Annotated in this window: 12 protein-coding genes and 1 pseudogene; 9 read left to right on the top strand and 4 right to left on the bottom strand. The window is 37.0% G+C overall.

What is annotated here, in order from left to right; genetic code table 11:
• The first annotated feature begins 252 nt into the window (after positions 1-252).
• The 3 genes from MWJ95_RS11045 to recO all read left to right on the top strand — a co-directional run bounded on the left by MWJ95_RS11045 (position 253) and on the right by recO (position 2685).
• Complete coding sequence (locus MWJ95_RS11045; RefSeq protein ID WP_249073509.1) at positions 253-666, top strand: cytidine deaminase; 414 nt, start codon at positions 253-255, stop codon at positions 664-666.
• Positions 653-1570, top strand: a complete 918-nt coding sequence (gene era, locus MWJ95_RS11040) for a GTPase Era (protein ID WP_249105548.1) — start codon at positions 653-655, stop codon at positions 1568-1570. The genes MWJ95_RS11045 and era overlap by 14 nt, the downstream gene beginning before the upstream one ends.
• A 320-nt stretch (positions 1571-1890) precedes the next feature.
• A complete protein-coding gene (gene recO / locus MWJ95_RS11035) occupies positions 1891-2685 on the top strand; it encodes a DNA repair protein RecO (protein ID WP_249105546.1) in 795 nt (264 codons plus the stop codon).
• 26 nt (positions 2686-2711) lie between these two features.
• On the opposite strand, the gene MWJ95_RS11030 is transcribed toward recO, so the two are convergent.
• Entirely contained in the window at positions 2712-4130 is a 1419-nt protein-coding gene (locus MWJ95_RS11030; protein ID WP_249073512.1) for an S-layer homology domain-containing protein, read from the bottom strand.
• 953 nt (positions 4131-5083) lie between these two features.
• Between MWJ95_RS11030 and MWJ95_RS11025 the strand changes: the two genes are divergently transcribed.
• Positions 5084-6820, top strand: a complete 1737-nt coding sequence (locus MWJ95_RS11025; RefSeq protein ID WP_249105544.1) for an HD-GYP domain-containing protein — start codon at positions 5084-5086, stop codon at positions 6818-6820.
• 170 nt (positions 6821-6990) lie between these two features.
• Here MWJ95_RS11025 and MWJ95_RS11020 read toward each other — a convergent pair.
• Together MWJ95_RS11020 and MWJ95_RS11015 are read right to left on the bottom strand one after the other, a co-directional pair.
• Positions 6991-7249, bottom strand: a pseudogene (locus MWJ95_RS11020) (transposase); the annotation flags it as partial.
• Positions 7250-7666: 417 nt separating this feature from the next.
• A complete protein-coding gene (locus MWJ95_RS11015) occupies positions 7667-9052 on the bottom strand; it encodes a glycine--tRNA ligase (protein ID WP_249073514.1) in 1386 nt (461 codons plus the stop codon).
• Positions 9053-9511: 459 nt separating this feature from the next.
• Here MWJ95_RS11015 and ccpN point away from each other — a divergent pair, with 459 nt between their 5' ends.
• From ccpN to MWJ95_RS10990, 5 genes are all read left to right on the top strand, one after another.
• Positions 9512-10144, top strand: coding sequence for a transcriptional regulator CcpN (gene ccpN / locus MWJ95_RS11010; RefSeq protein ID WP_249073515.1), 633 nt, complete (start codon positions 9512-9514; stop codon positions 10142-10144).
• A 19-nt stretch (positions 10145-10163) separates the two neighbouring features.
• Complete coding sequence (locus MWJ95_RS11005; protein WP_249073516.1) at positions 10164-10976, top strand: pyruvate, water dikinase regulatory protein; 813 nt, start codon at positions 10164-10166, stop codon at positions 10974-10976.
• Between the two features lie 206 nt (positions 10977-11182).
• Positions 11183-13015: a DNA primase gene (gene dnaG, locus MWJ95_RS11000; protein WP_249073517.1), complete on the top strand. Its 1833-nt coding sequence runs from the start codon at positions 11183-11185 to the stop codon at positions 13013-13015.
• Positions 13016-13047: 32 nt separating this feature from the next.
• A complete protein-coding gene (gene rpoD, locus MWJ95_RS10995; RefSeq protein WP_049663796.1) occupies positions 13048-14175 on the top strand; it encodes an RNA polymerase sigma factor RpoD in 1128 nt (375 codons plus the stop codon).
• Between the two features lie 363 nt (positions 14176-14538).
• Positions 14539-15141, top strand: coding sequence for a hypothetical protein (locus tag MWJ95_RS10990; protein WP_249105542.1), 603 nt, complete (start codon positions 14539-14541; stop codon positions 15139-15141).
• A 5-nt stretch (positions 15142-15146) separates the two neighbouring features.
• Here the strand turns inward: MWJ95_RS10990 and MWJ95_RS10985 are convergent, their stop codons facing one another.
• Positions 15147-15380 carry a hypothetical protein gene (locus MWJ95_RS10985; RefSeq protein WP_249105540.1) on the bottom strand — a complete coding sequence of 78 codons (234 nt, stop codon included), beginning with the start codon at positions 15378-15380 and terminating at the stop codon, positions 15147-15149.
• Between the last annotated feature and the right edge of the window lie 155 nt (positions 15381-15535).

Below are 15535 nucleotides of genomic sequence, written 5' to 3'. Positions count from 1 at the left end.
AAATGTTTTATCTGTGCGAAAGCGAAGCGACAGCAACAAATGTTTTATCTGTGCGAAAGCGAAGCGACAGCAACAAATGTTTTATCTGTGCGAAAGCGAAGCGACAGCAACAACAACAACAACAACAAAGCGCCGAGCTGGAACGGAAATCAACCCCGCTTAAGGTGATGAGCTAATTATCTTCAGTAATGAAGATAAAGCCTCCGGACGCAATTCCGCCGAGGCGAAATTGATATGTAGAGGAGAACGTTGATGACAATTGATATGCATGCATTACTAGAAGAATCAAAAAAAGCGCGTGAAAAGGCTTATGTACCCTATTCAAAATTTAAAGTAGGCGCGGCGATTTTAACGAAAAATGGAGAGGTTATTCATGGCTGCAATATTGAAAATGCTGGCTATAGTATGACCAATTGTGCTGAGCGTACAGCATTTTTCAAAGCTGTGTCAGAAGGTATATATGATTTTGAGGCGATCGCTATTGTGGCTGATACGGATGGACCGTGTGCGCCATGCGGAGCTTGCCGTCAAGTAATGATGGAGTTTTGTGAACCGTCTATGCCTGTATATTTAACGAATTTAAAAGGTGATGTCACGGTAACGTCTGTAGGCGAATTACTACCGTTTGCATTTACAACGGAGGATTTAGAGAATGCTGGAAAATAACAATGGCTATAAGTCAGGTTTTATCTCCATAATCGGTCGACCAAATGTAGGGAAATCAACATTTTTAAACCGTGTCATTGGTCAAAAAATTGCGATTATGAGTGATAAACCACAAACAACACGAAATAAAGTACAAGGTGTACTAACAACAAATGATAGCCAAATGATTTTTATAGATACACCAGGAATCCACAAGCCGAAGCATAAGCTAGGGGATTTTATGCTAAAAGTTTCTAAAAATACATTGCGTGAAGTAGATGTTATTATGTTCATGGTTAATGCAGAGCAGAAACTTGGGAAGGGTGACGAATTCATCCTTGATATGCTAGCTGGTAATCCAACGCCTGTCTTCCTAGTAATTAACAAAATCGACCAAATTCATCCGGATGAATTAATAGGGATTATTGAAGGCTATAAAGAGCGTTATGACTTTGCAGAAATAGTACCAATTTCCGCATTGCAAGGGAATAATGTAGAAAATTTATTAGCAACATTATCGAAGTATTTACCAGAGGGTCCACAATATTATCCAGCAGATCAAGTAACAGATCATCCTGAGCGTTTTATTATTTCAGAGTTAATTCGTGAAAAAGTGCTACATTTAACGCGTGAAGAAATACCTCATTCCATAGCTGTTGTTATTGATAAAATTCGCCGCGATGAAGAAAATGAAGATAAAATCCGTGTAGCAGCAACGATTATCGTGGAAAGGGATTCGCAAAAAGGAATCGTCATTGGTAAACGGGGAGCGCTATTAAAAGAAGTAGGTATTCGAGCAAGAAAAGATATTGAAATGCTACTTGGTTCAAAAGTGTATTTAGAGCTTTGGGTAAAGGTACAAAAGGATTGGCGAAATAAATCAACACATTTACGTGACTTCGGTTTCCGTGATGATGAATATTAATAGGATGTATTGTTAAGGTCCTATTTGTCGCTGTAATGGAGCTGTCCAATAATTTATTGGAGAGCTCTATTTTCACGTCTTTCAGCATGTATTTTGTAGCGAAAGCAAAGCGTCAGCTACAAGTTATTTTCTGTAGCGAAAGCAAAGCGTCAGCTACAAGTATTTTCTGTAGCGAAAGCAAAGCGTCAGCTACATGTGTTTGGACACTCGCTGAACGTTGCTGCCGCTACGTTAGCATTGCGGTTTCGACACTGCAGGCCTAATCACTAATCTGTTTCCGGACACAATGATCACGAGGCTCGAAGAAAGGAGGAGGATCGATGCTTTATAAATGGGAAGCGATTGTCTTAAAGGTGCGTGCCTACGGAGAATCCAATAAAATTGTAACATTACTAACTAGAGAAGCAGGAAAGGTTGCAACGATGGCTCGAGGGGCAAAAAAGCCTTCAAGTAGATTGGCATCTGTGACACAGCCATTTACATATGGCATGTTTATGGTACAACATCATACTGGTATGGGGACGTTGCAACAAGGGGAGCACCTCAATTCAATGCGCCATATTCGAGAAGATATAATGGCAACGGCGTATGCAAGTTATATAATGGAACTGGTTGAGCGTGTAGTAGAAGAGGGAAAACCTGAGCCGCATGCATTTGATGTGCTCCTTCAAGCATTACAAGCAATAGAAGAAGGCTATGATCCGGAGGCCATTACATTGTTCGTAGAATGGAAAATGCTACCCTATACAGGTGTACAGCCTATATTACATGCTTGTACTGCTTGTGGTGCAGTAGACGGTGAATTTGCCTTTTCTTTTGCACAGGGAGGTTTTTTGTGTCATCGTTGTTATCAGCATGATCCTTATATCATTCGTTTAACACCGACTCAGCTTAAGCTTATCCGAATGTTCTATACGGTACCGATCGACCAGATTGGGAAATTAGAATTGAAAAAGGAAACTAAATATTTTATTAAAAAAATAATTACCACAATTTATGAGGAACAAACAGGAATTCGTTTTAAGACTAAAAAGTTTATTGAACAACTTGAGAGAACGCCTGAATTTCAATTAAGAACAAGTACTGAACAAGAAAAAACGCCAGAAGACCATTAACACTGATCTTCTGGCATTTTTCTTTTTTAATATTCGTCTGAATCATCCATAAAATCGTAATAAACAGCCCATTTATTAGCGATTTTTTGATATTCAATATACATGTATGCAGTTTCGCCATTTTTACCTGAAATATGTAAAATAGCGGGACCTTCTGCTAAAGGTGTTACATATACTTTTTTATCTTTGATAGAAGCTTTCACAGTTGCTGGCCCAGGGAAAATTTTTTCCAAGGCAACACTTGTTGGTTCGAACTTTAGATCTCCACTTGAGATCGTTAACTCATCTGTAATTTGATACAAATCAATACCACGAACGAAATCATTCGTATCAACTACAGCAGCCATCGTTTGCTGTTGCTGACCATTAGTGAACGTTAGGATATATTGACCGTTTTTATGGATAGCAAGAGTAGCTGAATTAGTGCTTGATTTAAAACTATATAATTCAGGAGATAAGGCTTGGCCATCTGCTGTTTGAATACTTACCCCAGTAGGAACAAATTTTAAATCGCTTTCCATTAAGTTGAGCGGTAAGTTTTCCGCATAATCCTCTTCTTTCACTTTTTCAAGTGTTGCTTGTAGCTTGCCATTTACTTTCTTCACATGTACTAAGTAAAAGAAATCCATAAAGTCTTCAGTATCTTCTTTATAGCCGGTAATAACTAATTTTCCTACGCCTTCTTTTAGCGGTTTAATTGTAATGGAATCCGTCATATATTCTTCTTCATCTTCAACCCATGTAAAGATATCGTCTGCTGGCTTGATGCCACCATAAGAAGCAAAGATATAGTCTTGCTTAAATTGACTAGCAAAAACGGTAGCGTTTCCTAGAGCATTTTCAGCACGAACAACGAAAGTTGCTAACTGGGAGCGTTTTACATTACTTTGTGTGCCAAAGGTAGTTGGGGTCGTACCTTTTGTGATGCTGTTGGCAAATAGTGTTTTTATGTATGGTTCATATTCACTGCCTTCATTGACATCATCGAATGGAATGAAAATGCCGTTTGTGATTGGTAATTTGAAGCCTTTAACAATCATTTTTGACATTTGCCCACGTGTAATATTTTTAGTTGGGTGGAAATAGCCATTAGAGCCACTAATAATGCCTGCATTTGCTAAAGCAGCAATCGCACCATAATTTGCATCGCCAGGTTTGATATCCTTAAAATTAGGATTTTTTACATGAACCGTATCTAGCTTTAAAATACCAGCTAAAATTTTCGCAGCTTGTGTACGAGTAATTGGGTTCGCAGGTTTAAATGTGCCATCCGGGTAGCCTGATATAATGCCTCGTTGGGCTAAGTTAATAACAGCTTTGCCTTCCTCAGTTGACGAATTAATGTCGGGGAATACCGATGCAGCGTTTGCTGGGGGTGCGATAACAATAGCGCTTGTTGCTAGTGCTGATGCCATTGCAATTTGATAAAAACGATTGGTCTTCAAATGATTTCCTCCAAAGTGAATAAAGTAATTTTATAGTTAGGACCTTACGATTACAATTGGCGTGAATGTAATAGGTTGGAACTTCTATAAATTGTTAAATTATTGTTATTTAACATTTAAGATTTACTATAATACTTTATTTATATCAAAATGATGAAGATGAGAATAGAGGAAATTTTAAGCTGTGAAAAATTAACAAGTTTAAAAGCCGTGTTCATCACCGTGGCATAGAGATTAAATCCATTCTGATTGAACATTTTCAGTGGCGTCCGATGAGCTGATTGGGAGCAGGGGGATTCTCAGATGATGGCATCTTCCGAAAGTCGAATAAAATACATAAAAATGATTAATTGCCAATACTCCCCACAAAATAGAGTAGTTATTTTGTCTAATAGCATTAGGACAAATTATTTACATATTGATCATTTGAAGGAATATTACGTTTGAGATAAAAATTTATAAAAATACATTTTTATGTTGTGTTTATCAGTTCTTTATAACTTGTTAGTTTCGAATTGTAATTATTTTCAACAGATATTATTAGATAAAAAATACTAATTTAAGATTAGTTTGTAATATAAACATAGTAGTAATGGTTCATTCAAATTCCATAAACTAGTTGAAAAGGCATTTTGATCTATGATATTGTTAATGCAGATATGTAAACTTTATTACTTATACTTGCGTTTGAAATTAGGATGACTGATTTATATAAACATGCATAAAACACGTCTCTATCAGCAAAAAACGTTTTAAATTCTTTCAGCAATGAAAGCAAAACATCAGCTATAAGGTGCAAGTGTTTTACAGCACGAAAGAGAAACGCCAGGTTACCGACATCGTCTCTGCCTTTATGCAGGCTTAAGCATAAAGCTGATTCCGGACGTAATTATGCTGCGGCATAATTGATGAATAACGCAGTCTTAAGGAAGAAGGAGGGAGTCACATCATGCTTGAATATTGCGTATGTGGCAGAAAATATGCTAAGAAAAGTGACGTTAAGTATTGATGAAGTTGAAGCAAATGATATTTTAGCTGAAGATATTTTTTCTGAGTATCGTTTACTAGTTAAAAAGGATCTAGTTTTAACAGAACGAATTATTGCTTTCCTTAAACTTAGAAAAGTAGAAGAATTATCTGTATATGTACCAACTGATTCAGTCCGAATTGTTCATGATGTAAGTGTTCGGCATTACGAGGATGTATTTGCACCACTAATGGGCGAGAAGGATGAGGTAGATGCGTATCAAGAAACAGTAAGTAGCCTTTTTAAGACTACATTAGAGAATGTTTTGCATGAATTGCGCTATGGTCAAATTTTAAAAAGCAACCAAGATACTGCTTATCTACGAGGTATTTTTGAAAAAATTTTAGAAAAAAAACATCGCTATGAATTACTCATGCGTTTAAAAGAGTGGAATGAGTATTCGTTTGTCCATTCATTTGACGTTTTCGTTTTAGGCACGATCTTTGCGCGTTACTTAGGCTTAACAGATATTGAAACGCTGGCAAGGGGCTATTTGTTCCACGACATTGGGAAGGTATTTATTCCCCAAGAAATTTTAAATTTAAAACGAAAATTATCTGAAGATGAGTTTGAAATGGTTAAAACACATACGACTAAAGGTTATGAGTTGCTCATAGAAAAAGGAGAAGAGGATATTGCTTATTTAGCCCGTGATCATCATGAACGATTTGCGGGTCAAGGTTATCCGAGTCAGCTTTGCAAGGATGATATATGTGAGGGAGTTCAATTATTACAAATTGTTGATGTTTATTCAGCTATGACATCAAAGCGTGTATATCATTCGGGCTATGCTGCGACAGATGCATTGGCTGTTTTATATCGTGATCGACATTTATATAACGAGCAATTTATGCATAAATTTGTAGAGTGCCTAGGGATTTATCCTGTCAACTCGGTCGTTCAATTATCTGATAATCGAAGTGCGCAAGTCGAGCTTGTATATGATTTATTCCCAACGATACCTAAAGTTAAACTATTGGATGAACAAATATCTATGATTTTACCTTTAAACTATAAGGTGAAAATTGCGAAGATGATTGATTATCGTGCTAATAGCTTTGAGGAAATTTTCAACTTATTTATTGAGCAATTAATTCGTTGTGACGAAAATAGCATAAGAGTCTACTTTAATAAATTAATAGACCATTTACATCCTAAGGAAATTATTTTAAAAATATTTTTACCTGCCTTTCGAATTCTACGTTTATTAACAAAAGAAATTCAAACAGATATGACAAAGTATAGGCATTCTATTGATATTCTAAAAAAATTATTAGAAGAGCAATTAGATGTTTTGTATAAGGATTATCAGCATGAGAAAACAATTATATTAGTGGTCGAAACCTCACTTCGTGAAAATTTTTTCATAAAACTTGTACAAAGTATTTTGTATATTGATAAAATTGTTCCAATTTTTATTAATCCTGATGATGATCTACGCATTACACAATTAATGGAGCATTGTAACGTAAATGTAGCTTACATTATTGAGGAAGAATTAATAGTTGAAAAGAGAGTTTGTCCACTGGGGGAAGGTACGTTGCTTTATTATTCTCTAGCAGATATTGAGGAATTGCTTAATAGCTTAGTAGGCATGAATATGAAAAGGTTTTCATTTGAGGAGAAGATGCAAGAGCGCTTGTTTGCATCGTTAAAGACATAATAAGAGGAAGTCGCTTAAAATGCGACTCCCTTCAGACTGTCGACAAAAGGAATCGGGAAGTTCACACTCGATTTCTTTTGTCCTTTTTACTTCTTTTATTATGTTGAAAGAAGAATTTACTTCCTGATAAAACATACTTTTCGAGCATAGATGCACTCTTAAGTTGCATGCTATGTCAAATTCAGGACAGAAAAAAGTAGTATCACCTGCATGGACAATTTTTTAAGACCTCTTAAGGTTGTCCATCGCATCCGCAATGACACGCTCAATTGTTTCTTTGCGCTTTGCATAGATTTTTTTGATACTAATGGAATGTCGTAAATGTTCAGCTTGCTCCACAAACGATTCCAAAATATGACGTTGAATGAGTTTTTGATGATTCTTACTCTCTGTACATTGTGATAGACTTGTACACTTCGCGAAAATAATACACCATATTCGTTTCAATTTCTTTAATAGTTTGGCGCATGGAGCGAATGCCAAAGACATCTTAAAGAGAACGACAGGATCAATACTTGGACGTTCATTGATTTGATTCTTCGTCATCATTGTATCATCTTAAAAGTTTACTTTTCATTAACCTATGTAGATGGAGTACTTTATGTAGAAGTTGATTGGAACGAAGGGCGGCGACTCCTGCGGGAAAAGCGGGAAAGTCGAGATCCTGGACTGAGCAAAGCGAGGGAAGCAGCTCGACCCCCGCCCGTAGTGGAAATCAACCGCTTTACTTTATTTTATTTTATTTTATTGTAAAAAGAAAAAGACTGTAGGCAAACTCTCAAATTTTTTGAGTTTGTCTACAGTCTGGAGGAAGTCGCTTAAAATGCTACTCCCTTTTTAATAATTTTAGAATTGAAGATGTTTTTCAATATATGCTTTAACATCTGTGATTGGCATACGAACTTGAGTCATTGAATCGCGGTGACGTACTGTAACTTGACCATCTTCTTTTGAGTCAAAATCGTATGTGATACAGAATGGTGTACCAATTTCATCTTGACGACGGTAACGTTTACCGATTGATTGTGACTCGTCAAAGTCAACTGGGAATGATTTGCGAAGATCTGCCCAAACATCAGTAGCTTCATCCGAAAGCTTTTTAGAAAGCGGTAGGACTGCAGCTTTAAATGGAGCTAAAGCCGGGTGGAAGCGTAAAACTGTACGCTTATCATCGCCTTCAAGTTCTTCCTCATCATAAGCATCGCAAAGGAATGCTAATGTTACACGGTCTGCACCTAAAGAAGGTTCGATACAATAAGGAACATAACGTTCGTTTGATACTGGGTCAATGTAAGTGAAATCTTCACCAGAATGCTCCATATGCTGTTTTAAATCGAAATCTGTGCGATCCGCTACGCCCCATAACTCGCCCCAACCGAATGGGAATTTAAATTCGATATCCGTTGTAGCATTTGAGTAGTGAGACAATTCGTCTGCTTCATGATCGCGAAGGCGCATAGACTCTTCTTTCATGCCTAAATTTAATAACCAATTTTTACAAAACTCTTTCCAGTATGCGTGCCATTCAAGGTCCTCGCCTGGCTTACAGAAAAATTCAAGTTCCATTTGTTCAAATTCACGTGTACGGAATGTGAAGTTACCTGGAGTAATTTCGTTACGGAATGATTTACCGATTTGTGCAATACCGAATGGTGTACGTTTACGCATAGAACGTTGTACGTTTTTAAAGTTCACGAAAATACCTTGTGCTGTTTCTGGACGTAAATAAATTTCATTTGTAGAAGATTCTGTTACACCTTGGAATGTTTTAAACATTAAATTAAATTGACGAATATCTGTAAAATCAGCTTTACCACAATCCGGGCATACTACGTCATACTTAACCATTGTTTCTTTCATTTGATCAAATGTCATACCATCGACAATGATTTCATCGCCTTTTGCAAGCGCAGCATCCTCGATGATTTTGTCAGCACGATGGCGCGCTTTACATGCCTTACAATCGATCATCGGGTCATTAAAGTTGCCAACGTGACCAGAAGCCACCCAAGCTTTTGGGTTCATTAAAATAGCAGCATCTATGCCAACGTTGTGCTCAGATTCTTGGACAAATTTTTGCCACCATGCTTTTTTAACATTATTTTTTAATTCAACACCTAGTGGACCGTAATCCCAAGTGTTCGCTAAGCCCCCGTAGATTTCAGAACCAGGGAAGACAAAGCCGCGATGCTTCGCTAATGATACGATTGTTTCCATTGATTTGTTAGCCATAAAAATAGCCTCCTTCATAGTTTTCACAGAGTGAACATTGATTTTGTTTAGCGAATTTATACGATTGATAAAATTCGCTAGAGATATTTTTTAATTTAGATAGGACTAAATTAAAAATAGCACCCGTCTCCGGGCACATTAAATGCCCAGGGACGAGTGCTAAAACCCGCGGTTCCACCCTGATTGTTTTAAACGTAGTGTTTAAAACCTCTTTTCAAAAAGTTAGCTCAAGGAGTGCCTTTTCTCTGTTACTATGTAGACTTTCACCATCTTCTACTCGCTTTAAAAATGAACAGATACTTTTTTCCCGTCATCGCCTGTATAACGCAAATCGCTCGAAAATACATTTAGAGGAAGCGTCTGTGTCAATATTGTAGCATGTAGTTCTTTTCTTCGCAATAATTATTAAAATAGTATATAATAATTGAGCATAAGTATAACACTATTAGATTTGAGGCGGTGAGTCCAATCGAACTCAATAAACGTCAGGAAGACATTTTACAAATTGTGAAAGAAAACGGCCCTATTACAGGCGAACATATTGCAGAACGTCTCAATCTGACAAGAGCAACTTTAAGACCAGATTTAGCAATACTCACAATGGCGGGCTTTTTAGATGCTAGACCACGTGTTGGCTATTTCTATTCAGGTAAAAAAGCATCTGTAACATTGATGGATAGTATTCACAATTTAAAGGTGAAAGATTTTCATTCAGGACCAGTTGTTGTACCGGAAACAATGACTGTTTATGATGCGATTTGCTTCATGTTTTCAGAGGATGTTGGAACACTCTTTGTCGTAGATAAGAATGAATTTTTGACAGGGGTACTTTCCCGAAAGGATTTACTTCGTACAAGTATTGGCACGCAGGATTTAAACAAAATACCTGTACATATAATTATGACACGTATGCCAAATATTTCGTACTGTGAGAGATCAGATTCTTTAGTTGTCGCAGCGAATAAACTAATTGAACGAGAAGTTGATTCGCTACCAGTAGTAGAGCCACAAGAAGGTGGATTGCTAATCGTTGGTCGTCTTACAAAAACGACCATTACACGAGCTTTCTTATCACTTGCACAGAATGTCTAACTATTTGAAGGAGAGCAGCATGAAAAGACTACGAGTTTTTGTTGTATCTGATTCAGTCGGTGAAACTGGTGATCAAGTGGCGAAAGCGGTTATTAGCCAGTTTCGACCTAGTTTGGAAGACACGATCATTCGTCGTTTTCCTCATATACAATCAGAGGAGCTCATTCGGAAAATTGTATGCCTTGCAGCGAAACAGAATGCATTTATTGTGTATACACTTGTTCGCCAGGAGATGCGATCGTTATTACATGAACTGTGTGAGCAAGAAAGGGTCTATGCTGTCGATATTTTAGGGCCAGCTTTAAAAACAATGGGAACATTTGTAGAAGAATTCCCATTAGAAGCACCAGGAATTGTTCACCAGCTAGATGATGATTATTTTAAAAAAATAGAGGCTATTGAATTTGCAGTAAAATATGATGATGGTAGAGATCCACGTGGTCTATTGCTGGCTGATATTGTGTTAGTCGGTGTTTCCCGTACCTCTAAAACGCCGTTATCACAATATTTAGCACATAAACGCTATAAGGTAGCGAACGTACCTTTAGTACCAGAAGTAGAGCCACCTGAAGAACTATTAAAAATTGATCCGAAGAAATGTTTTGGATTAATTATTTCTCCTGATAAATTGAACTCAATTCGAAAAGAGAGATTAATGTCTCTTGGATTGAATGATGATGCTATCTATGCACAGCATAATCGAATATTAGAAGAAATCCAGCATTTTGAAAAAATTGTCGCTAAAATCGGTTGTAAGGTGATTGATGTGACAAACAAAGCTGTTGAGGAAACAGCAAACGTCATTATTGAGCATATCTCAAATTGTAAATAAAAAACGAATGATATAAACCACCTCGGTTATAAGAGGCGGTTTTTTTGAGTCGGTTTTTAAAATAGTATAGATAAAAACTATTTTTTGTTTTATAATAATAAAATTGTGGTAAAAATATTTATAAAGAGAAAAATCCTATTTTTTTGTCGAGAAATAAAGGATTTTTAAATCGGATAGCGAATTGTGTTTTAGAACGTAATTTAAAGATGGTGATGGATTTGGCAGGGAAGATTCCTGAAGAAGTGATCGAACAGATTCGAACACAATCGGATATTGTGGATGTCATAAGCGAATACATGCAGCTTACAAAGCGTGGGCGCAATTGGTTTGGGCTCTGTCCTTTTCATGGAGAACAAACGCCATCTTTTTCTGTGTCATCAGACAAACAAATTTTTCATTGCTTTGGTTGTGGTGCAGGCGGTAATGCCGTTACTTTTGTCATGGATATAGAAGGTATTTCTTTCCCTGATGCAGTAGTGAAACTTGGTGAACGTGTTGGCATACAGTTAGATGTTGGACCAAGTTTACCTGAGGTAACGAAAAAAGTATCTAAAACAGAAGAAAGGATGAAAGAAGCTCACGCTTTTGCAGCAGATTTTTTTCATCATTTACTGTTAAATACTGAAGATGGTGAAGAACCTTTAAATTATTTGCTAGAAAGAGGATTTACAAGGGAACTTATAGAATCTAATAGCATTGGATGGTCTCTTCCAAGCTTTGATGCATTAACGATATTGCTTGAAAGAAAAGGTTATAACTTACAAGAAATCTCAGAAAGCGGTTTAGTCATCAAGCGTGAAGGGGAAGAACGCTATTTTGATCGTTTTAGAGGGCGTATCATGTTTCCCATTCGTGATGAGAACGGTAAGATTATAGCATTCTCAGGACGAATCCTTGCTTCAACTGGTGAAGAGGCAAAATATTTAAATAGTCCAGAATCACCAATTTTTCAAAAGAGTGAAGTACTTTATAACCTAGATAAAGCACGAACCTCGATTAGAAAAAATCGTCAAGTAGTATTGATGGAAGGATTTATGGATGTTTTAGCAGCAACTTCTGTGGGTGTAACAAATGCTGTAGCAACAATGGGCACTTCGCTTACAAACCAGCATATTACAAAGCTAAAGCGCTTAGTAGAGCAGATTACGATTTGCTATGACGGTGATAATGCTGGTTTCGATGCAGCGAAAAGAGCAGCACAGTTACTCCAAACGGAACGTATGAAAGTCAATATTGCGGTGTTACCAGATAAGTTGGATCCCGATGAATACATTCGTAATTTAGGTGGGCAAGCATTTAAAGAACAAATTTTGGAAAAACCACATGCGTATATTGCTTTTATGATGATGCATGCTAGACGAAATAAGAACTTTCAGTTTGAAAATGATACGCTTCAATATATTCAAGAAGTTCTTGAGCAACTGGTAGGTAGATCGTCACCGGTTGAACGAGATTTGTATATAAGACAGCTATCGAATGAAACAAACATCTCGGAAGAAGCAATTTATGCTCAATTCCGAAAGCTAGAGGCAAATCAGGTGCGTTCTACCAAAGTAGAAATGCCTGTTCAAACGCCCTCGGTGCCGGTCACACAGCAACATAAGCCTATGGACGCAGCTGAACGTGCCGAACGTTTATTACTGGCTCATATGCTTCATAATATAGATGTAGTGGACAAGGTATTACGTAGTGAGCAAAAAGATCCATTTGTACGAGATGCCTATATGGCAGTTTTTGTTCGCTTAGTAGGATTTTATGAGGAATATGGTCATCCTGATTATCAGCGTTTTGTTGAGATATTAGATGACTCTGAATTACGTAAGATTGTAATGGAAGCGGCTTTAGCGGAACGGGATCCCGACCAAGCAGAGGCAGAGGTCACAGACTCAATACGTCAGCTGCAAAAATATAGAATTGAGCAAGAAATTCAACAAAAGATGCATGAGTCAAAGGAAGCGGAGAAGATGCATGAGTATGCGCGTGCACTTGAAATCGCCCAACAGATTATTCACTTAAGAAAATCGTTATCGGCGATTTAACCCGATTCGGTTGTTTAGAAGGAGGAAGGTTTATGGCGGACAAGTCAGAACGTTCAAAAGAGGTAGAAGTAGAAATTACATTGGATGAAGCAAAAAAAATACTACAAGAAAAAGCAAAAACAGAAGGTGAAATTTCAATGAAAGAAATTTCAGAGAAACTAGCGCCTTATGAATTGGAAAATGAAGAGATTTTCCACTTTGCTGAGGATCTTGAAAAAGCTAAGGACATTCAAATCATTGGAAAAGAAGAGTTTGAAGAAGAAAGCTTAATGAAAGAAGAAGCAAACGAAGAGACTTTCGATTTAAATGATTTGAGTGTACCACCAGGTGTTAAAATAAATGACCCTGTACGCATGTATTTAAAAGAAATTGGTCGAGTTGATTTACTTTCTGCCGAGCAAGAAATCGCTTTAGCTGAGCGTATTGAGCAAGGTGATGAAGAAGCACGTAAACGCCTAGCAGAAGCGAACTTACGTCTTGTTGTATCTATTGCAAAGCGATATGTTGGCCGAGGAATGCTATTCCTTGATTTAATTCAAGAGGGGAATATGGGGCTTATCAAGGCTGTTGAGAAATTTGACTACCGTAAAGGTTTTAAATTCTCCACTTATGCAACATGGTGGATTCGCCAAGCGATTACACGTGCAATTGCGGACCAAGCACGTACAATTCGTATTCCAGTGCATATGGTAGAAACAATTAATAAATTAATTCGTGTACAACGTCAGTTACTACAGGACTTAGGTCGCGAGCCATCTCCAGAAGAAATTGGCGAAGAAATGGATTTAACACCTGAAAAAGTACGTGAAATTTTAAAAATTGCACAAGAACCAGTATCCCTTGAAACACCAATTGGAGAAGAAGATGATTCACATTTAGGAGACTTTATTGAGGATTCAGAAGCTCAGTCTCCATCTGATCATGCAGCTTATGAATTGTTAAAAGAGCAATTAGAGGATGTGTTAGATACATTAACTGACCGTGAAGAAAATGTCCTTCGCTTACGTTTCGGTTTAGATGATGGTCGTACACGTACATTAGAAGAGGTAGGGAAGGTATTTGGTGTAACACGTGAACGTATTCGCCAAATTGAAGCTAAGGCACTTAGAAAGCTACGCCATCCTTCTCGTAGCAAACGATTAAAAGACTTCTTAGAATAAAAAAACAAAGTAGGGCTATCTAATTAGTGATGACTAATTAGATAGCCCTTTTTATGCTACTATGGAATCAGGAGAATACTGTGTAAGCAAAATCTATCAAAAGAAATAATGTTTATATTGTGTATGAGAATGAGGCGATCATAATATTTTTGCTACTTTATACAGATGTGTTTTTGACTATTTTGAGATAAAATTGTAATAATAACCAATGCTCATCATCAATGTTGTGGATAACATTTACGTATTGGAGACTGGGAGCCTGATTGGGGATTAGTAATAAGGGAACGAAGGCAAGAACATCATATCTTGTGATAACGTATTCGTCTCGTGTTGGCCCGATGCCCCAGGATGCTGTGCTATTTGATGATGATTTATTTAAAGCAAATGTTTGGAGCAAAAACTATGACAAATCCTCGAAAAAAAATAATCTTGAATGAGATTTTATTTTGGAAGCAGAATAAGCTATTACCAGAGCATTACTGTGATTTTTTAGCGGCTCTATATGCGGAAGGGGCAGATGTAGAGGAGCTAGAGCCGGTACATCATAAACAGGCTATATTACCCTCGGAAAAGAGAAGGCTACTACTTGTCATTGCAGGTATATGTATAGCTGTGATTACGTTGCTGTCTATTTATTTTACTATAGCATCCTTAATGATCATTTTAACGGTTGTCGTTGGAACAGCTGCAATGATATTATTACTGACGGCGTTTCGAATGGCACGAAAAAATGATTTATTAGCCCCTGTTTTCCATTTGTTAGCTGCTATTTTATTGTTTAGTATGTCAATTCGAATTTACACTACATATTTTAATGGGAATAATATTGCATTGTTTTGCTTGATTGCAGCAAACTGCGGGGTTTGGCTTTGGTCAGGTTTAAAAATGAAGCTACTTTATTTCACTGTCTCAGGTGTCCTAGGCTTCCTAGCACTGATTAGCTATTATATCATAAACTTATTATAAGAACTTTATTTGCCATTACTATTACTGATCATGACGAGAATCTGTTTGCTTTCTAATAGCTTACGGATTCTTTTTGTATCAATATGTTTATGCTGCTGATACGGGAAAATATAGAATAATAATAGTTCATCACCGAAAGTTGTGGAGGACTTTTGTTGTAATGTTGCCATAAATAAGTTGATTGAAGCAATTGAAGCGGCTCTTCGGACGCCTTTATCCGGAACGGAAATCAACCACACATATAGGACTTCTTCTATTAGCAAATATCAAGAAGTTATTTTGATTTTCTTGGTATATGAAAGCGTAAAGAGAGGAAAGATAACAACGTGTAAGGAACCTCAGTAATTGTAAAAAAGACAATAAATACTCCAAATGTTGGGGATTTCAAGACATA

This window comes from Lysinibacillus sp. Bpr_S20 (assembly GCF_023337835.1).
GTDB lineage: Bacteria > Bacillota > Bacilli > Bacillales_A > Planococcaceae > Lysinibacillus.
The sequence above is the reverse complement of the archived record's forward strand: the minus strand, read 5'-3'. Positions and strand labels throughout refer to the sequence as shown.

What these genes read in the sequence shown, in the direction of transcription:
- MWJ95_RS11005 (WP_249073516.1), top strand. Translation starts at nt 10,164, where the DNA reads ATGAAAAGACTACGAGTTTTTGTTGTATCTGATTCAGTCGGTGAAACT.
- dnaG (WP_249073517.1), top strand. Translation starts at nt 11,183, where the DNA reads ATGGTGATGGATTTGGCAGGGAAGATTCCTGAAGAAGTGATCGAACAG.
- era (WP_249105548.1), top strand. Translation starts at nt 653, where the DNA reads ATGCTGGAAAATAACAATGGCTATAAGTCAGGTTTTATCTCCATAATC.
- rpoD (WP_049663796.1), top strand. Translation starts at nt 13,048, where the DNA reads ATGGCGGACAAGTCAGAACGTTCAAAAGAGGTAGAAGTAGAAATTACA.
- MWJ95_RS11045 (WP_249073509.1), top strand. Translation starts at nt 253, where the DNA reads ATGACAATTGATATGCATGCATTACTAGAAGAATCAAAAAAAGCGCGT.
- MWJ95_RS11015 (WP_249073514.1), bottom strand. Translation starts at nt 9,052, where the DNA reads ATGGCTAACAAATCAATGGAAACAATCGTATCATTAGCGAAGCATCGC.
- MWJ95_RS10990 (WP_249105542.1), top strand. Translation starts at nt 14,539, where the DNA reads ATGATGATTTATTTAAAGCAAATGTTTGGAGCAAAAACTATGACAAAT.
- recO (WP_249105546.1), top strand. Translation starts at nt 1,891, where the DNA reads ATGCTTTATAAATGGGAAGCGATTGTCTTAAAGGTGCGTGCCTACGGA.